General features: G+C 72.8%; 14 protein-coding genes and 2 pseudogenes. 5 read left to right on the top strand and 11 right to left on the bottom strand.

The window, feature by feature from the left end; genetic code table 11:
• Window positions 1-40: 40 nt before the first annotated feature.
• The 4 genes from KIH27_RS17080 to fgd all read right to left on the bottom strand — a co-directional run bounded on the left by KIH27_RS17080 (window position 41) and on the right by fgd (window position 4,672).
• Window positions 41-307 (bottom strand): type II toxin-antitoxin system RelE family toxin, encoded by a 267-nt coding sequence (locus tag KIH27_RS17080; protein ID WP_214094161.1) that lies wholly within the window; start codon window positions 305-307, stop codon window positions 41-43.
• A complete protein-coding gene (locus KIH27_RS17075; RefSeq protein ID WP_214094160.1) occupies window positions 304-582 on the bottom strand; it encodes a type II toxin-antitoxin system Phd/YefM family antitoxin in 279 nt (92 codons plus the stop codon). Before KIH27_RS17075 ends, KIH27_RS17080 begins: the two co-directional genes overlap by 4 nt.
• 54 nt (window positions 583-636) lie before the next feature.
• Window positions 637-3,456, bottom strand: coding sequence for a PGRS repeat-containing protein (locus KIH27_RS23040; RefSeq protein WP_214094159.1), 2,820 nt, complete (start codon window positions 3,454-3,456; stop codon window positions 637-639).
• A 205-nt stretch (window positions 3,457-3,661) separates the two neighbouring features.
• Window positions 3,662-4,672, bottom strand: coding sequence for a glucose-6-phosphate dehydrogenase (coenzyme-F420) (gene fgd, locus KIH27_RS17065; protein ID WP_214094158.1), 1,011 nt, complete (start codon window positions 4,670-4,672; stop codon window positions 3,662-3,664).
• Between the two features lie 54 nt (window positions 4,673-4,726).
• On the opposite strand from fgd, the gene KIH27_RS17060 reads away from it, so the two are divergent.
• Complete coding sequence (locus tag KIH27_RS17060; RefSeq protein WP_214094195.1) at window positions 4,727-5,470, top strand: MBL fold metallo-hydrolase; 744 nt, start codon at window positions 4,727-4,729, stop codon at window positions 5,468-5,470.
• A 1-nt stretch (window position 5,471) separates the two neighbouring features.
• Here KIH27_RS17060 and KIH27_RS17055 read toward each other — a convergent pair.
• The 5 genes and pseudogenes from KIH27_RS17055 to KIH27_RS17035 form a co-directional block, all read right to left on the bottom strand.
• Window positions 5,472-5,759: pseudogene (locus KIH27_RS17055) on the bottom strand (winged helix-turn-helix domain-containing protein); the annotation flags it as partial.
• An 8-nt stretch (window positions 5,760-5,767) separates the two neighbouring features.
• A complete protein-coding gene (locus KIH27_RS17050) occupies window positions 5,768-6,115 on the bottom strand; it encodes a DUF732 domain-containing protein (RefSeq protein WP_214094156.1) in 348 nt (115 codons plus the stop codon).
• Between the two features lie 48 nt (window positions 6,116-6,163).
• Window positions 6,164-7,333, bottom strand: a complete 1,170-nt coding sequence (locus tag KIH27_RS17045) for a PPE family protein (RefSeq protein WP_214094155.1) — start codon at window positions 7,331-7,333, stop codon at window positions 6,164-6,166.
• A 515-nt stretch (window positions 7,334-7,848) separates the two neighbouring features.
• Entirely contained in the window at window positions 7,849-8,763 is a 915-nt protein-coding gene (locus KIH27_RS17040; protein ID WP_214094154.1) for an SAM-dependent methyltransferase, read from the bottom strand.
• The gene (locus KIH27_RS17035) at window positions 8,760-9,434 is read right to left on the bottom strand and encodes a potassium channel family protein (RefSeq protein WP_214094153.1); all 675 of its coding nucleotides are present in this window, start codon (window positions 9,432-9,434) and stop codon (window positions 8,760-8,762) included. Before KIH27_RS17035 ends, KIH27_RS17040 begins: the two co-directional genes overlap by 4 nt.
• A gap of 133 nt (window positions 9,435-9,567) precedes the next feature.
• Between KIH27_RS17035 and KIH27_RS17030 the strand changes: the two genes are divergently transcribed.
• Window positions 9,568-11,064 carry a potassium/proton antiporter gene (locus KIH27_RS17030; protein ID WP_214094152.1) on the top strand — a complete coding sequence of 499 codons (1,497 nt, stop codon included), beginning with the start codon at window positions 9,568-9,570 and terminating at the stop codon, window positions 11,062-11,064.
• Between the two features lie 58 nt (window positions 11,065-11,122).
• On the opposite strand, the gene KIH27_RS17025 is transcribed toward KIH27_RS17030, so the two are convergent.
• Together KIH27_RS17025 and KIH27_RS17020 are read right to left on the bottom strand one after the other, a co-directional pair.
• Window positions 11,123-12,250 (bottom strand): alkaline phosphatase family protein, encoded by a 1,128-nt coding sequence (locus KIH27_RS17025; protein ID WP_214094151.1) that lies wholly within the window; start codon window positions 12,248-12,250, stop codon window positions 11,123-11,125.
• Between the two features lie 33 nt (window positions 12,251-12,283).
• On the bottom strand, window positions 12,284-13,141 hold the full coding sequence (locus tag KIH27_RS17020) for a hypothetical protein (protein ID WP_214094150.1): 858 nt from the start codon (window positions 13,139-13,141) through the stop codon (window positions 12,284-12,286).
• A gap of 469 nt (window positions 13,142-13,610) precedes the next feature.
• On the opposite strand from KIH27_RS17020, the pseudogene KIH27_RS17015 reads away from it, so the two are divergent.
• The 3 genes and pseudogenes from KIH27_RS17015 to KIH27_RS23035 all read left to right on the top strand — a co-directional run.
• A pseudogene (locus KIH27_RS17015) lies at window positions 13,611-13,892 on the top strand (AMP-binding enzyme); the annotation flags it as partial.
• Window positions 13,893-14,007: 115 nt separating this feature from the next.
• Window positions 14,008-16,449, top strand: coding sequence for a PGRS repeat-containing protein (locus tag KIH27_RS17010; protein ID WP_214094149.1), 2,442 nt, complete (start codon window positions 14,008-14,010; stop codon window positions 16,447-16,449).
• A 107-nt stretch (window positions 16,450-16,556) separates the two neighbouring features.
• Window positions 16,557-17,747 (top strand): PGRS repeat-containing protein (locus KIH27_RS23035; RefSeq protein ID WP_372451408.1); only part of this gene is annotated, 1,191 nt, incomplete at its 3' end.

Genomic DNA, 17,747 nt, shown 5'->3' with positions numbered 1-17,747 from the left:
GGGGCCGCGGCTGCGTCACCTCGGCGCAGCCGCGGCTCAATCAGCTGCGGTACGCGTCGCGGCGATGATCGACGTCGACGACGTAGACCACCTGCGCCGGGTCGTCGATCCGGTAGCGAACCCGATACTCACCGCGGCGGGCCCGCCACTGCCCTTCGAAGCGTGGGCGCAGGGGCGTGCCGACACGCCGTGGCGACTGCGCCAGCGGCCCGAAGACGAACTCGACGCAAGCGGCGGCGACCGACTCCGGTAGGCGATCAGCGAGTTGCCGGGCGGCCGTCCGGGTCACGACGACCTGAAACGTCATGCACCGCCGGCTGATCCGCGTGCGCGCAGCAGGTCGCGGACGGCCCGCTCACCGAGAACCTCGCCACGCTCGATGTCCCGTTCGGATTCGGCGACACGAGCCATCGCGGCCGGGTCACTGAGCAACTCCAGGGTGGCCTCGATCGATTCGAGGTCCTCCGCGGCGAGCAGCACGACGTAGCTGCGGCCGTTCTTGGTGATCTGGACGCGCTCGTGGGTGGCCGCGACGTCCTCGGCGATCTCCGAGAGTCGCGCTTTGACCTCCGACAGCGGCAACGTTGCGATAGACCGGAATCATAGTCCGTTCGTGGCGGGGCCGCACCCGGGTGATCAGGGGGCGTTAGTGCCCGGGGTACCGGCGCCACCCGCGGTGCCGGTGCCGCCGTTAGTGCCGGCGCCGCCCTTCTCGCCGGCCCCACCGCCGCCACCGGTCTCGGTCTGGCCGGCGCCGGCCGTCGCGGATCCGCCCGCACCACCGACACCGCCCGCACCGCCGGTGCCGGCGTTGCCGCTGCCGCCGCCGCCGCCGTCACCGCCGAGGCCACCGGCGGCGGTGCCGCCGCCCGTCGAGGTGGCATCGCCGCCCGCTCCGCCGCCGCCGCCGGCGCCGCTGGTGCCGCCGTTGGTGGCCAGGCCACCCAGGCTGCCGCCGCCGCCGTTGCCGCCGGTGGACGTGCCGGTGCCGGTGGTGTTCGCGTTGCCGCCGGCACCGCCGGTGCCGCCGGCGCCGCCATGGGTGCCGGTGCCCTCGGCGTGCCCACCGGTGTAGCCGTAGCCGCCGTTGCCGCCGGTGGCGGTCCCGCCGCCAGTTGCGGTCGCGCTGCCGCCGTTGCCACCACCGCCGCCGACTCCACCGACCGCACCGGCTCCCTGACCGGTGCCGCCCCAGAAGCCCTTGCCGCCGTCACCGCCGGTCGCGCCGGTTCCGGTGGCCGCGCCACCGTCGCCGCCGGCACCACCGGCACCGCCGGTGCCGCCCGCGGTGCCGATGCCACCACCGCCACCACCGGCGCCGGCGCCCCCGTTGCCGCCGTTGTTGCCGGCCCCGGTACCGCCGGCGCCGCCGAGACCGCCGGTGCTGCCGGCGTTGGCATCCTTGCCGCCCAGCCCGCCGTCGCCGCCGTTGCCACCGACCGGGCCGTGGCCACCGTTGCCGCCCAGGCCGCCGGTGTTGCCGCTCGACGTGGCGTTGCCGTCACCGCCGTTGCCGCCGACACCACCGTTGCCGGCGACCGTGGTGCTGCCGTCACCGCCGTTGCCGCCATCGCCGCCCCAGCCGCCGGCACCGGCGATGTTCTTGTCGCCGGTGGCGTTGCCGCCGTTGCCGCCCGTACCGCCGTTGCCGCCGTTGCCGGTGGTGCCGTCGGTGCCGGTTGCGTTGTTCGCCGCCCCGCCCGCGCCGGCGTTGCCACCGTGGCCGCCGAAGCCGCCACCGCCGCCGTTGCTGCCGGCGGCACTGCCGTTGCCGCCGGTGCCGCCGGTGGCGCCGAGACCGCCGGAGCCGCCATTGCCGCCGTTGCCGGATTCGCTGCCACCGAGTCCGCCGGCACCGCCGTCACCACCGGCGCCGCCGGTGATACCGGCCAGGCCGACGTCGCCCTCAGTTCCGGGCGCCCCGTTGCCGCCGTTGCCGCCGAGACCACCGTTCGCGTTGGCGCCGGCATTGCCGCCCTTGCCGCCGGCCCCGCCCGCTTGCCCGGCCGTGCCGGTCGAATTGAGGCCGTCGCCGTCGCCGCCCTTGCCGCCGTTGCCGCCGTCGCTGTCGGTGCCGCCGGCGGCACCCTGGCCGGCGGCCCCGTTTCCGCCGGGGCCGGTGCCGCCGACCCCGGCGTTGCCCGCGGTACCACCGTCGGCGCCGTTGCCGCCGGCGCCGCCCTTGCCCGCGGCATCGCCGGCGCCGCCATCCGCGCCCGCACCACCGTGACCGGCCGTGCCCGCATTGCCACCGCCGCCGGCATTGCCGCCGGTCCCACCGACGCCGGCGCCCGAGACACCGCCCTGGCCCCCGCTCCCGCCGTGGCCGCCGCCGGCCGCGTTGCCCCCGGCCCCCCCGGCCGCACCGGCGGTGGTGGCGTCCGCTCCGTTGCCGCCGTTACCGCCGAGACCGCCGGTGCCTCCGTTGCCGCCGTCACCGGCCGCGCCCGTACCGCCGTTCGCACCGAAGAAGCCGCCCTTACCGCCGACGGTGCCGCCGTTGCCGCCCTTGCCGCCGTCGGCGCCGCTGCCGCCGAGCGCCCCGTTGGTGCCGTCACCGGCGGCGTTGGTCACCCCTGACGTGCCGTCCCCACCGTTGCCGCCCACGCCGCCGGTCCCGCCGGCGCCGGCGTTGCCACCGCTGCCCAGCAGGATTCCGCCGTTGCCGCCGTTGCCACCGTTGCCGCCGAGAGCGCCGCCGGTCCCATCACCGCCGACACCGCCGGTTCCGGCGCCGTCACCACCGTTGGTGCCGGCCGCACCCGCACCGCCCTGGCCGCCATTACCGCCGTTACCGGCCGCGCCGTGCGCGAAGAGGTCCGTCGGCGGCTGGCTCGCGGAGTTGCCGCCGTCGCCGCCGTTGCCGCCCACGCCGGTGCCGCCGTTCAAGAACGTGCCGGTGCCACCGGCACCGCCGTCACCGCCGTTGCCCCACCACTCGCCGCCGGTCCCGCCGTCGCCACCGTCGGCGCCCAGGCCGCCGGCGCCGCCGTCGCCGCCGTTGCCCCAGCCGCCGGCGTCGCCGCCGTTGCCGCCGGCCACGCCCTGCTCATCGCTGACCCAGCCGGCCCCGCCGTCGCCGAACCACCAGCCGCCGTCGCCGCCGTTCACGTCGGTCGCGGTGCCGTCGACACCGTTGCAGATCACGCCGCAGAAATTGTCCGGGGTGAACGACTTGAACATGTCGTTGATCGCGCCGTCCACCTGAATGCCGAGCGGACTGGTAATCCAGTCCTGCAGCGCGGTGTGGAACGGCAGCCAGAAGTCGGTCTGGAACGCCTGCGCCAGCTCGGCTCCGAAATCGTCACCCGGTGCCGCGCTGCCGGACACGTCGAACAGCGCACTCCACGCGCTCGGGTCGAACATGTCATCGAAACCGTCGGCGTGAGCCGACGCCCCCAGGGGGCTGAGCCCGAATGCCAGAAACGCCCCGACCACCGAGGATGCTCCGGCCATTCGCCGAACCTGCCACCGACCGCTCCGCCCGCCATTGCGCCGACCAGTCTGCCAAACCCCCTATATAGAATTGAGATATGACGTTCCTGGGGGTCAAACTACTGAAAGATCAGCTTATCGGGAGCGAAATCAGAGTTCTTGTTCAAGATCAATTCATGCAGTAGGCAATCGCACGGAATGCACGACTAACGTCCACCGTCGCGGATTACCCCAGCCGGCGCAGCCGCGGCTCCAAGTCGGTCTTGAACAACTCCAGGAACCGGCGCTGGTCGTGGCCGGGGGCGTGGAACACCAGGTGGTTCAGGCCCCACTTGACGTACTGACCGACCTGTTCGACGGCATCATCGGGGTCGGAGGCGACGATCCAGCGCTTGGCGATCTGCTCGATCGGCAGGGCGTCGGCGGCGCGCTCCATCTCGATCGGATCGTGGATGGACGTCTTCTGCTCGGCGCTCAGCGACAGCGGCGCCCAGAACCGGGTGTTGTTCAACGCCAGCTCAGGATCCGGGTCGTAGGAGATCTTGATCTCGATCATCCGGTCGACGTCCTCGATCGACCGTCCCGCCGCGGCGGCGCCCTCGGTCACCGCCGGCATCAGCTTGTCGGCGTACAGTTCCGCGCCCTTGCCGGAGGTGCAGATGAATCCGTCACCGGCCCGCCCGGCGTACTTGGCCACCACCGGCCCCCCGGCGGCGATGTACACCGGGACCCCGTCGTCGGGCACGTCGTAGATGAAGGCGCCCTGCAGTCGGTAGTAGTCGCCGTCGAAATCGACGCGGCCGCCCTGCCACAGTTCGCGCATCAGCCGCACCGATTCGCGCAGCCTTGCGAAGCGCTCCTTGAAATCCGGCCAGTCGCCGGTGAATCCGGTGGCGATCTCGTTGAGCGCCTCGCCGGTGCCCACCCCGAGGAAGACCCGCCCCGGGTACAGGCAGCCCATGGTCGCGAATGCCTGGGCGATGACGGCCGGGTTGTATCGGAACGTCGGGGTGAGCACGGAGGTGCCGAGCAGGATCCGCTCGGTGCGCTCGCCGACCGCAGTCAGCCAGGACAGCGAGAACGGGGCGTGCCCGCCGTCGTGCCGCCACGGTTGGAAGTGGTCGCTGACGGTGGCGCTGTCCATGCCGTGCGCTTCGGCCGCCACGCCGAGCTCGACGAGTTCTCGCGGCCCGAACTGCTCAGCCGACGCCTTGTATCCCAGTCTCAGTTCAGCCATTCACCTTTTCTACTCTCCCGGGCACTTCCTAAGATCACGGGCATGACGGAGCGCCTGGTCGAGCTCATCCCGGTCACCGAACGGGTGCACCTGGCCCGCGGTGACGCGGTCAACTGGCTGCTGGTCACCGACGACACCGGGGTGCTGCTGATCGACGCCGGGTATCCCGGTGACCGCACCGATGTGCTGGCGTCGCTGGGCGCGCTGGGCTACCACGCCGCCGACGTGCGCGCGGTGCTGCTCACCCACGCCCACGTCGACCATTTCGGCGCGGCGATCTGGCTCGCGAAAACCTATGGCACACCGGTGTATTGCCACGCCGACGAGGTCGGCCACGCCAAGCGGCAGTACCTGGAGCAGGCGTCCCCGCTGGCGATCGCCCCGAATCTGTGGCGGCCGAGCTGGGCGGTGTGGACGATGCACGTGCTGCGCAACGGCGGCCTGAACCGGGAGGGCATCCCGACCGCGGAGCCGCTGACCCCGGAGATCGCGGCCGGGCTACCCGGCCAGCCGCTGCCGATCCCCACCCCCGGGCACACCCGCGGGCACTGCTCGTATGTGGTCGACGGCGTGTTGGCCAGCGGCGACGCCCTGGTGACCGGGCACCCGCTGCTGCCGCACCGCGGCCCGCAGCTACTGCCGGAGTTGTTCAGCCACAGCCAGGACGGCTGCCTGCGCAGCCTGTCGGCGCTGGCGCTGCTGGACACCGAGATCCTGGCGCCCGGCCACGGCGATCTGTGGCGCGGTCCGATCGCCGAAGCCGCCGAGGCCGCCCGCAGCCGAGCGCAGCGGCACTGACCTACCGCGCCTCGTCCACCGCCAGCCGGTAGCCGCGTTTGACGACGGTGGCGATGATCCGCTTGTCCCCCAGCGCAGTTCGCAGTCGCGCTACCGCGGCCTCCACCGCGTGGGTGCTGTTCGTCTTGCCCGGCAGCACCTGCAGCAGGTCGTCGCGGGCCACGACGTTGCCGCGCCGCGCGGCCAGCACCTGCAGCACCGCCAGCCCCGACAGCGACACCGGCCGCACCGCCTCGTCGACAAGCACACCGCCGCAGCGGATTTCGATGCGGTGACCGGCAGCACCGAACACCGACCTCATCGCTTCGCCAACTGCTGCGGGCAGAACGACCGGGCGGAGATCGCGGCGAACTGGGCGGCCCCGTCGGTGGTGAAGCCGGGGTTGTTCGCCTTGATGTCGCTGACGACCTCCAGGCCCGGTTCGCCGCGGTTCACCAGGCCGCAGACCGCCCGTCCGGCGTCGATGACCCTGCCCGGGTTCGCGTAGGTGATGCCCGCTGCGCGCAGCGAGTCGAGGAAGCCGGCGTTCGCGACGGTGGCCACCGTGTCGGCGTCGGGTGGGGCGTCGGAGCCGGTGTCGGCGTGGGCGGGCGCCGCGAAGCCGATCAGTGCGCAGACACCGAGCAGTGCGAGTCGCAGTTTCATGGGATTCCCTCTCTGTCGGGATCGGTTGTGCCGATGACGGATTCGCCGCTATTCCTCGGCCACCGGGATCACCAGGATGGTGGCCGTCGTCAACTGTTCGGTGTCGGGCGCCTTCCCGATCACCCGGGAACCGCCACCGGCCACCGCGTGCACGGTGGTGCCGCCGACGGCCCGCCCGGCCAGCGAGGAGAGCGCCATCTCGTTGAACATCCCGCTGGTCGATGCGATGTTCACCGGCGTGGCCGAACTCGGCAGCGACGCCGACAGCAGCCGCACCGCCGGGGCTTTGGCCGACCACGCGCTCGGCACCGACAGCGACCCGACCAGGCTGGACTGCCCGGTCACCGCCGACACCGAGGACACCGCTGTTCCCGTACCGGCCGCCAGTGGGGCCTGATAGGAGATGAACCCACCCGACAGCGGCCCCAGCGCGCCGGTGACCGGCGGGGCGCCGCTGAGCATGCTGACCACGCCCGGCACGTTCTGCGCCAGCGCCAGGATCTGCATGGACGTCAGCCAACTGGTGCCGACGTTGGCCATCGTCCCGAACGGCGACCACGGTCCGCCGAGGTTCCCCAGCAGCCCGGACAGACCCGACAGTCCGCGGTTGACCTCGTCGAGCGCCGATGACGCCGACCCGGCCACGCCGCGCAGCGCGTCGGGCACCGTCGACAGCGCCGCGGCCGCACCGCCCCGGCCGGTGGTCGACGGCGCAGCGGCGAACGGCGCAAGCCGCGTGGCGGCCGCTGCCGCGCCCGCGTAGGAGTACATCGCGGTCGCATCCTGCGCCCACATCTCGGCGTAGTGTGCCTCGGTGCCGGCGATCGCAGTCGTGTTCTGCCCCAGGATGTTCGTCGCGATCAGCATCAGCAGCAGACTGCGGTTCGCGGCGATCACCGGCGGCGGGACGGTCGCGGCGAACGCCGCCTCATAGGCGGCGGCCGCCGCGATCGCCTGCGTTGCGGTCTGCTCCGCCTGGGCGGCGGTGGCCGCCAGCCATTCGGTGAACGGCGTCGCCGCAGCGGCCATCGACTCAGCCGACGGCCCATGCCAGCCGTCGGACAGATCGGAGACCGCGGATCCGTAACCGACTGCCGCCGAGTGCAGTTCGGCTGCCAGGCCCTCCCAGGCCGCTGCGGCGGCCAGCATCGGCCCGGGCCCGGCGCCGGCGTACATCCGGCCGGAATTCACCTCCGGTGGCAACGCTCCAAAATCCATGGGAACCAACCTCTTAGCGCATGACGGAAAGCATGAGACGCGGCGTCGAACCCGCGCGCAGCGATCCGGCGCACATCTCGACGCTCCGCGGACAATTCGGGTGTTCGCAGAAACCGGCCGGTCCACCGACTCGAGGTCAGGCCAGGCCGGGTAAAAGTGCGACTACGATCCGCGTTTGCGCCACGGCCGGTGCAGCTTGCGCTCAAGATGCACTTTGCAGGTGACGTTGGACGAGGCGACGGCAATGGACCGGGCAGCCGCGAACCCCGCGGTGCGCTCCGATCGTGCCATGACAGCCTCCGACAGTTCCGGCGAATCAACCAGTCCGCGATCATTTTCGCGGCTGTGCGCCGAATCTACGACCGCCCGCTGGGAGTTCGCCGTGTGCACGCTGCAAGCAAGCGGAAATCGCAGGTCACCGTCGGCCGGTGATCTGCGTCACGCGTTCACGTTTCATCGTACCGCGACTTGATCGTGTTGCGACAGAACGTCTTTGGTGGGCGGGTCCACACCGCCTACCGGCGGGTCGCCGCCAGGTACCGGATCGACGTCGGCGCACCGTCGAGTTCCTGCAGCGACAGCAACGGCAGCCGGGCCGCCGCGAACAACTCACCGATCCCGGAATCGGTTGTCACCCAACCACTGTCGGCCAGGTAGCGCACCACGTCGGTGTGCTCACCGGAATAGAACGGCCCGGCACCGGTCAGGCTCAGGCCGCGCCGCCGCCAGTTCTGCACCAGCGACTCGGAGTGCACCGCCTGCGAATGGTTCGGCGGCACGGTGTAGGAGGCGGCGAACCGACTGCCCGGGGCACTGAGTTCGGTGACCCCGTCCAGCAGCCGATTCTGCGCATCCGACGGCACGTACCAGACCAGCAGGCCCTCGATGACCCAGGCGGTGGGTGCGGCCCGGTCGAAGCCCACCCGCTGCAGCGCCGCGGGCCAGTCGTCGCGCAGATCGATCCCGACCGCACGACGGGCGGTGCTCGGCGTCGCACCCAGGGCCCGCATGGTGGCCGTCTTGAAATCGACCACCCGCGGCTGATCGACCTCGTAGACGCTGGTGCCGGTCGGCCACCACAGCCGGTAGGCGCTGGTGTCCAGGCCCGACCCGAGGATCACCGCCTGCCGGATGCCGCCACGTGCCGCGTCGGCGAAGAACGCGTCGAAGAACCCGGTGCGGGCCGCGGCGAACTCCGCCAGCCGGGGGAATCCGCCGTCGTCGCCGAGCCGGGACGGGTCCATCTGACCGTCGGCGATCCGGTTGCAGATCTCCAACCCCACCGCATGCACCAGTGGCGCCGCGTACGGATCGTTCATCAGTCCGCGGATGGTCGCAGCGGCGCGGGCGGCCGCCAGCACCGTGGCGATGACGCCGGCGCCGGTGTCCAGGTTGGCCCGGTTGTCGCGCGGCGCCGGCACCGCGCTCAACGCGACCCCCCGTCGGCGCCGAACACCACCGCCAGCAGCCGGTCGGCCATCCCGTCCGCCGCGGCGACCAGCATCTCGTCGCCGGCAGCCAGCGCGTCAGCCGACCGCGGCAGCAGCACCGCACCGCCGCGCAGCACTGCGACCAGCGCGGTGTTCTCCGGCAGCGTCAGGTCGCACACCCGCTGCCCGATCAGCGCATTGTCGTCGGGCAGCGTCAGCTTCGTCAGGTTGGCCTGCCCGCTGCGCAGCCCCATCAACTGCACCGGGTGGCCGACGTCGATGGCGCCCTCGACGGCGGCGACCATCGCGCGCGGCGTGGACACCGCGACGTCGATGCCCCAGCCCTCGGTGAACAGCCACTCGTTGTTGGCGTTGTTGACCCGGGCGACCATCCGGTCCACCTCGAACTCCGACTTGGCCAGCAGCGCGATGGCCAGGTTCACCTTGTCGTCGCCGGTCGCGGCGATCACCACGTCGCAAAGCTGGATGCCGCATTCCTCCAGGGCGGACAGCTCGCAGGCGTCGGCGAGCAGCCATTCGGCCTCCGGCACCGAACGCGGCTCGTAGTGGTCCGGGTTGCGCTCGATCAGCAGCACCCGGTGGCCGTCGCCGATCAGTTCCCGCGCCACGGACCGTCCGACCGCGCCGGCGCCGGCGATCCCGATGCGCATACCGACTCTCCTCACCTGTGCCCGGGTGTAGCACCGTCGGAACAGAGGCTACTGATTTACTGGCAGCTAACGCGACCCCGCTGGCCGCTCGGGCGGGGTCGCTTCACCCGCCCGCCGCCCGAACGGGGATGACATGTCGTTGCAGCAGCTCTACGTGGCGCTGCTCATCGCCGGTGTGGTGCTGCTCGCCAGCATCATGTTCACCCGGGCGGCCGACCGCGTCGGCCTGCCGAGCCTGCTGCTGTTCCTGGCGGTCGGGGTGGCGATCGGCAACGACGGCCTGGGGCTGGACTTCTCCGACGTGCAGCTGGCCAGCGATCTGGGCACCGCCGCGCTGGCCGTGATCCTGGTCGAGGGCGGTTTGACGACGCGGTTCTCCGACATCCGGCGGCTGCTGGCCCCGGCCGGGGTGCTGGCCACCGTCGGCGTCGGCGTCAGCATGGCGGTGGTGGCCGTCGGCGCCCACCTGCTGCTCGGGATGAACTGGCAGCTGTCGTTCCTGCTCGGCGCGATCGTCTCCCCCACCGACGCCGCCGCGGTGTTCTCGATCCTGCGGGTGCTGCCGCTGCCGCGCCGGGTGGCCGGGCTGCTGGAGGCCGAATCCGGTTTCAACGACGCCCCCGCCGCGATCGTCGTGCTGATGCTGAGCACCACGCCGCTGGTGGTCGACCCGCTCACCGCGATCGGCGGGGTGGTCTACGAGTTGGCGGCCGGCACCGCGATCGGCCTGGCGGTCGGCTTCGCCGGGGCGTTCGCGCTGCGCCGGGCCGCGCTGCCGGCATCCGGGCTGTACCCGCTGGCCACGTTCGGGCTGGCCATGGTGGCGTTCGCCGCGGCGGGCACCGCCCATGCCAGCGGGTTCATCGCCGCCTACCTGTCCGGGGTGGTGCTGGCGAACTCCGGGCTGCCGCACCGCGCGGCGATCCGCTCCTTCGCCGAGGGACTGGGCTGGCTGGCGCAGATCGGCCTGTTCGTGCTGCTGGGGCTGCTGGTCAGTCCGAGTCAGTTGCCGCGTGAGCTGATGCCGGCGCTGATCATCGGGGCGGTGCTGTTGCTGCTCAGCCGGCCGCTGTCGGTGGTGGCCTCACTGGTGTGGTTCAAGGTGCCGTGGCGCGAACAGATCTTCCTGTCCTGGGCCGGCCTGCGCGGGGCGGTGCCGATCGTGTTGGCGACGTTCCCGATCGTCGAGGGCGTGCCGTACAGCTTCCGGCTGCTCAACATCGTCTTCATCCTGGTGGTGGTGTACACCGTGGTGCAGGGGCCCAGCCTGGGGCCGTTGGCGCACAGCCTGCGGCTGGTGCCGCGGGATTCCACCCGGGAGCTGCAGGTGGAGGCGGCGCCGCTGGACGTGCTGGACGCCGAGCTGTTGACGATGACGGTGCAGCCCGGCTCCCGGCTGCACAACGTGTCGGTGCTGGAACTGCGGCTGCCGGATCCGAGCGTCATCACGCTGATCATCCGCAAGGGTGAGACGTTCGTCCCGCAGCCCGACACCCGCATCACGATCGGCGACGAACTGCTGATCGTCACCACCACGACGACCCGCACCGCCGCCGAGCGCCGACTGCGCGCGGTCAGCCGGCGCGGCAAGCTCGCCTACTGGTTCGACGAGTACGGCGACGCCGATTAGGCGTTGACTCTGCGCTGACGGCGGAAAAGTACGACTGCACCGCGCCCTGGACGCAGAGTCAACGGAAGGTGATCAGCGGGATCGCCGTCTCGGCCGGGGTGAGCCCGCCATGAAAACCTACGAGGCCGGCCACCTCCTTCGGCTCGTGTGCGCTGGCCAGCACCGCGGTGTCACCGGTACAGACGACGACGACGTCGCCGATGCGGGCCAGATGCTCGTCGCGCACCGGCCCGAACAGCCCGGCTGCCACCGCCTCGTCGCGGCTGTGCACCTGTGCCCGGCCTTCCAGTAGCCCCGACCAGGCGGCCTGCACGTCCGGCGCGGCACCCGGTTCGGTGTGCAGGTAGCGCACCCGCGGTTCACCGGCGACCACCCGCACCCCGGCGGCCAGCCGCGGGTCGGCGTCGAGGTCGATGCGCGCCTGCGGCGGCACGTTGAGGCCGCCGTGGTCGGCGGTGACCAGCAGGGCGGCGTCGCCGGGCAGGGTCGCCACCAGGTGGCGCAGCAGCGCATCGACGCGGGCGGCGGCGGTGTGCCAGTGCGACGAGCCGATGCCGGAGAGGTGCGCCGCATGGTCCAGTGCGGCGGTGTAGCCGTAGACCAGGCCGGGGCCGGCGGCCAGCTCCGCACTCACTCGCTGCGCGTAGCGCTCACCCTTCGCCGTCGGGATGAACTGCGCCCCCCGGTAGGCGGATTCGGTCAGCCCGCTGCCGATGAACAGGTCCGGCAGCACCGCCCGTGCGTCGATACCGGCGTCGCGCAGCCGCTCGAACCAGGTCGGCACCGGCTGCCAGTCCGCCGGCGCCGGGTCGTCCCGCCAGAAGATGTGGTTGAGCACCCGCTCGGTGCCCGGGACGTTGACGGTGAAGCCGAGGATCCCGTGCTGACCGGGCGGCACCCCGGTTCCCAGCGAGGTCAGCGAGGTCGGTGTGGTCGACGGGAATGTGCAGGCCAGTTCCGTCAGCCGCCCGGCTCGTTCTGTCTGCCGGCCGGCCAGCACCGACGCCAGCAGCGAGGCGTCCTCGACCAGCTGCGGCAGCAGGTGATAGCCCAGCCCGTCGACCAGCACCAGCACCACCCGGTTGACGTCGCCGACCCGGTCAGCCAGCCCGAGGACATCCTCGGCGCCGGGCACCCCCAGCAGGGCGGCGGCGGACGGCAGGATGTCGCAGATCGACCTCGGCATCAGCCCAGCCTGTCACGCCGGGCCCACCGCCGGTCACGGTCCGTACGGGTCGCCCGGCAGGGTGCTGCCCGGAACCCGCGCCGCGCTGCGGTTGTTCTTCGGACCGCTGTTGTTCCCGCCGCCGCCGTTGCCGCCACCACCGTTGCCGCCACCACCGCTTCCGCCGCTGCCGCCCTTGGGGATGCTGGGGGCGCTGAGCTTCGGCATGCTTGAGTTGCTGCTGCTGCCGCTGCTGTTGCCGTCGTTGTGGTTGCCGTTCTGGTCGCTGGTCTGACCGCTGGTCTGGTCGCTGGTCTGGCCGTCGTGAGCCTGGGCGTCGGTGCTGTGGCCGTCGGCGCTCGGACTGTCGGCGCTGTGGCCGGTCCCGTCGACGGAGGCCGCCGAAGCGCTGGTGTCGCCGTCCCCGTGGTCATCACTGCCGCCGTAGAGGAAGCTCTCGCCGTGCGACTCGGCCGGGTTGTCGGCGGCACCGGTCGGGTCGGCGTTGATCCAGGATTCGTCCAACTGGTGCATGGCGGCGCTGAGTTGCGCGTCGCCGCCGCTGAACGCCTGGTCGAGTTGGCTGAGCGGGTCGGTGAACGCGCCGGGCTCCGCCGCACCGGCCAGTGCCGTCGCGAGGTCCTCCGGAGCCGCGATGTCCCCCGGGATGAACGCGGCCGGGTCGAAGTCGCCCGGCACGAAGGCGTCCGGGGAGAACCCGGCCAGCGCCCCACCGGCGTGGTCGACGCCGGCCGTCGCCGCGTTGAGGACCGTGTCGATCAGGTCGTCGATGTCGGCGTGGGCCGGTGAGCCCGCCGCGACCCCCAGCAGCGCCCCGGCCGCGCAGCAGACGCCGGCCACCCGGTGTCGTACCGCTGCACTGCCCAAGCCGCCACGCCGGCGATCGCCCATCGTCGAACCTCTCCTCGATAACCGCCGGATGACCACCACCCGGCGGCGACGAACGTAACCGCAGGAAATGACATCCGGCCACACGGAAGGTGAACTTCACGGATTGGCCCGGGGAAACCGAACTCTTCGAACCGGGTGCGAAAAACTCACTCGTATCCGATGTTTCACCTGGTCAGCGATGATTTTGAGACGCGCGTCACTTCGCCGTCTTTCAGTTATCACCGTGCAGACGGCTGCATTTCACAGTTTCTCTCCGCCATTTGTGCGCAGTCACACAAAAAATCACGCTGCGACATAAAGCGGGGACATTCGGTTCGGTGTGACCGCCGACACTCGCAACTCCTACAGGGCGGATCGCGCCGTGCTGGTGTCCGGCGACACCCTGGACGCCGGGCAGGGAATCCGCGGCGAACTCGTCGAGTGAGCAGCTACCGCGTCGTCGGCGACGAGTTGCACATCTTTCAGGCGCGCTGCCGCTACGGACGTGCTGTACGGGCATCCGGCGATCGCCGAGGTCGCGGTGCTGGGCACCCCGCACCCGCGCTGGGGCGAGGCCGTCACGGCGGTGGTGGTGCTGCGCCCCGGCGCGACGCTGACCCTGGATGAGCTGCGCGAGTACGCCCGCGACAAGCTGGCGGCGTTCAAGATCCCGCTGCGACTGGAGTTCGTCGACGCGCTGCCGCGTACCCAGTCCGGCAAGGTCGTGAAGTACCAGCTCCTGGACCTGCTCACGGGCCCGTCGGCGCTCTGACTTTTCACAATCTCGACCAGCGATTTTTCAGAAATGGTCCAGTGAACGGCAAGTGAGCGGCACCTAAGCTCAACCTTTGAACAAGCCGGATTGTCACTTTCCGTTAGGAGCCCCTGTGCCCCGTCTGCACCGCACGTTCGCGCTCAGCACCTCGGTCGGTGCCGCCCTGGCCCTCGCACTGGGTCCGCTGGCCGCCGCCCCGGCGGCCACCGCCGAATTCGGGCTGGACGACCTGTTCGACCCGAGTTCCTGGTTCGACGCCGGTTCGGCCGCCGACCTGAGCGGTGTGTCGTTCGACCCGGACACCCTGGGGCTGAGCGCGACTCCCGCCGGGGATCTGGCGCAGTGGCTGGACGGCGCCGGTTCCGCCGCCGTCGCACCGGTGGACCCGACCGAGGACTTCGGGCAGAGCATCTACCTGCAGGTGCACACCGCCGTCGAGACGTGGATGAGCACCGCCGCCGGCCAGGACTTCGAGAAGGCCGTCAACCCGCTGTTCGCCTTCGACGGCTCCTGCGGCCTGATCTGCAACGGTGACACCGGCACCGCCGCCGACCCGACCGGCGGCAACGGCGGCTGGCTCTTCGGCGACGGCGGCGCCGGGTACAGCTCGGATGCGGCCGGGACGGTCGGCGGCAACGGCGGCAACGCCGAGGGCTGGGGCAACGGCGGCGTCGGCGGCACCGGCGGCGAGGGTGCTGACGGCGGCAACGGCGGCAACGGCGGCTTCCTCTTCAGCACCGGCGGGGCCGGCGGCACCGGCGGGGCCACCACTGATGGTGGCACCGCCGGCGACGGCGGCGACGGCGGCCTCGGCGCACTGTTCTCCGGCACCGGCGGGGCCGGCGGCAACGGCGGCGCGGCCACCGGCACAGGCAGCGTCGGCGGCAACGGCGGCACCGGCGGCATCACCGGCACCGACTTCGGCAAGACGTTCGTCGCCGGCTTCAACGCCACCGACGGCAACGGCGGCACCGGCGGCGACGCCACCGGCGACGGCGCCACTGCCGGTAACGGCGGCACCGGCGGCAGCTACGACTTCCTCAGCGGCATGAACCCCAACAACGCCGGCGGGGCAGTGTTCGGTGGCAACACCGCCACCGGCGGCGACGGCGGCACCGGCGGCAACGCCACCGGAATCGACGCCACGGCCGGTGACGGCGGCACAGGCGGAGCCGGTGGCGGCCTCGGCATGATGGGCATCAGCGCGAACGGCGGCACCGGCGGCAACGGCGGCGACGGCGGCACCGCCTCCGGCGCCGGCGCGCACGCGGGCAACGGCGGTGACGGCGGGGGCGGCGGCGACGGCTTCTCCCAGTCCAGCAACGTCAACGGCGGCAACGGCGGCGACGGCGGCGTGGGCGGCAACGGCGTCGACGGGGCGCTGGCCGGCCACGGCGGCTCCGGCGGCAGCGGCGGCGCCGTCGACAACCCGGCTCTCCACTACGGCAACAGCGGCACCGGCGGCGACGGCGGCGCGGGCGGAACCAGTGGCGGCGGCGTGGCCGGCACCGGCGGCGCCGGCCACGCCGGTGCGTTCTCCGGACTCAACCCGGCCGACCTGCACGGCCCGTCGGGCCCGGTCGACGCCGCGGGTGGTGGCGGCGGCGGGGGCGGCGGCGCCGGTGACGGCACCGGCAGCACGGGTGGCAACGGCGGGGCCGGCGGTGCCGGCGGGCAGTCCAACGGACTCTTGGGCGAAGGCGGCCAGGGCGGCACCGGCGGTACCGGGGTCAACGGCGGCACCGGAGGCGACGGCGGGGCCGGCGGAACCGGTGACGGTGAAAACGGCGGCAACGGCGGGACCGGAGGCATCGGCGATGCCGGTCACGGCGGGACCGGCGGCCACGGCGGCAACGGCGGGTTCGGCGGCGACGCGGGAACCGCCGGCGCCGGAGGCAACGGCGGCACCGGCAGCAGCGGCGGCACGGGCGGCAACGGCGGCGCCGGCGGGACGGGCAGTAGCAACGCCATGCCGCCGAACACCAGCGCCCACGACGCCGCCGGCGGGAACGGCGGCGACGGCAGCAACGGCGGCACCGGCGGCAACGGCGGCGCGGGCGGCGCCGGGATCAACGGCGGCGTCGGCGGCACCGGCGGTAACGGCGACGCGGGCGTCGGCGGCAACGGCGGCGACGGCGGCAACGGCGGCGACGGCGGCAACGGCGGCACCACCAGTGGCTTCACGCATGACGGCACCGGCGGCACCGGTGGGGCGGGTGGCAACGGCGGCGACGGCACGGCGGCGGCGAACGGCGGCAACGGTGGCGACGGCGGGGCCGGCGGCAACGGCGGCCAGCAGGGCCTGAACTCCACCACCAACGCCGACACCAACGGCGGCAACGGCGGCAATGGCGGGGCGGGCGGCAACGGCGGTCAGATCGGCGCGAACGGCAATGGCGCCGGCGGCAACGGTGGCAACGGCAGCGCCGGCACCAACGGCACAAGCACGGCCAACGGCGTCGACGGTGTGGCCGGCGGCGCCGGGGGCAACGGCGGCGCGGACGGCACCGTCGGCGCCGCCGGTTCGCCCAGCGCAGCGATTCCACAGTCGTAATCCAGCTGGAAAGCCGGTAGATCGTTTTACGATATTTTCGGCCCGACTACGGCCGCTTCGCAGATCGCGAGGCGGCCGTGGCGATTTCACCGTCGAAAGGTGCACACATGTCAGCTCACCGCAAAGCCGCACGATCCCGTGAGAAGCGCCGTCGCGCACTGACACTGGGCACCGCGGCCGGCGCGGCCCTGACCTTCGGGCTCGGAATGCCTTCGGCCAATGCCGAATTCGGGCTGGACGACCTGTTCGACCCGAGCCTGTGGCTGGACCCCGGTCAGGTCGCCGACGCCGGCAGCGCCGCGTTCGACCCGGCCGCGCTGAACCTGGCCGACCCGACCGGCGGCCTGGACACCGCGCTGACCGCCGGATCGGCCGGGGCGGACCCGGGCTCCGCCCTGGTCGACTTCGGTGCGGGAATGCTCTACATGCAACTGCACACCGACATGCAGGACTGGATGACCAGTTCGTTCGGCGCCGAGTTCGACAAGGCGATCAACCCGATGTTCGCCACCGGCGACGTGTGCGGGCTGATCTGCAACGGCGCGGACGGCACCGCAACCGACGTCAATGGTGGCGACGGCGGCCTGCTCTTCGGTGACGGCGGCAACGGCTACAGCACGGATGCCGCCGGGGTGGCCGGTGGCAACGGCGGCGACGCCGGCCTGTTCGGCAACGGCGGGGCCGGCGGCGACGGCGGCGCCGGTGCGGCCGGCGGTCTCGGCGGCAACGGCGGGACCTCGATCGGCGTCGGCGGCGACGGCGGGAACGGTGGCGACGGCCTGGCCGCCGGCAACGGCGGTGACGGCGGTGCCGGCGGCCAGGCCGGGCAGGTGTTCGGCATCGCGGGCGACGGCGGGAACGGCGGGGCGGGCGGCGCCGACGCCTCGGGCACGGCCGGTGCGGGCGGCAACGGCGGCGCCGGCGGTGGTGCGCACATCCCGGCCGGTACCGGGTCGACCTCAACGAGCCTGGCCAAGAGCGGTGACCTGTTCAGCGTCGGCGGCAACGGCGGCGCGGGCGGGGACGGTGGAGCCGGTCTGACCGCCGGCGCCGGCGGAGACGGCGGCACCGGCGGGGTGAGCGTCGCCCGGTTCGGCGGTATCGACGGCGGCACCGGCGGGGCCGGCGGCGAAGGCGGCGCCGCGGACGGCGTGAGCAGTGTCGGTGGCGCCGGTGGCGCCGGCGGCGACGGCGGATCGACCGTGTCACTGTTCGGCGGCACCGCGGGCAACGGCGGGATCGGCGGGGCCGGCGGCGCGGCCGAGGGCGCGCACAGCGCCGGCGGCGCGGGTGGCACC

The organism is Mycolicibacter acidiphilus, from assembly GCF_018455725.1.
GTDB classification, from domain to species: domain Bacteria; phylum Actinomycetota; class Actinomycetes; order Mycobacteriales; family Mycobacteriaceae; genus Mycobacterium; species Mycobacterium acidiphilum.
This window is presented reverse-complemented; position numbering and strand designations above follow the sequence as displayed.

What these genes read in the sequence shown, in the direction of transcription:
- KIH27_RS17080 (WP_214094161.1), bottom strand. Translation starts at nt 307, where the DNA reads ATGACGTTTCAGGTCGTCGTGACCCGGACGGCCGCCCGGCAACTCGCT.
- KIH27_RS23040 (WP_214094159.1), bottom strand. Translation starts at nt 3,456, where the DNA reads ATGGCCGGAGCATCCTCGGTGGTCGGGGCGTTTCTGGCATTCGGGCTC.
- fgd (WP_214094158.1), bottom strand. Translation starts at nt 4,672, where the DNA reads ATGGCTGAACTGAGACTGGGATACAAGGCGTCGGCTGAGCAGTTCGGG.
- KIH27_RS17050 (WP_214094156.1), bottom strand. Translation starts at nt 6,115, where the DNA reads ATGAAACTGCGACTCGCACTGCTCGGTGTCTGCGCACTGATCGGCTTC.
- KIH27_RS17045 (WP_214094155.1), bottom strand. Translation starts at nt 7,333, where the DNA reads ATGGATTTTGGAGCGTTGCCACCGGAGGTGAATTCCGGCCGGATGTAC.
- KIH27_RS17035 (WP_214094153.1), bottom strand. Translation starts at nt 9,434, where the DNA reads ATGCGCATCGGGATCGCCGGCGCCGGCGCGGTCGGACGGTCCGTGGCG.
- KIH27_RS17030 (WP_214094152.1), top strand. Translation starts at nt 9,568, where the DNA reads ATGTCGTTGCAGCAGCTCTACGTGGCGCTGCTCATCGCCGGTGTGGTG.
- KIH27_RS17025 (WP_214094151.1), bottom strand. Translation starts at nt 12,250, where the DNA reads ATGCCGAGGTCGATCTGCGACATCCTGCCGTCCGCCGCCGCCCTGCTG.
- KIH27_RS17020 (WP_214094150.1), bottom strand. Translation starts at nt 13,141, where the DNA reads ATGGGCGATCGCCGGCGTGGCGGCTTGGGCAGTGCAGCGGTACGACAC.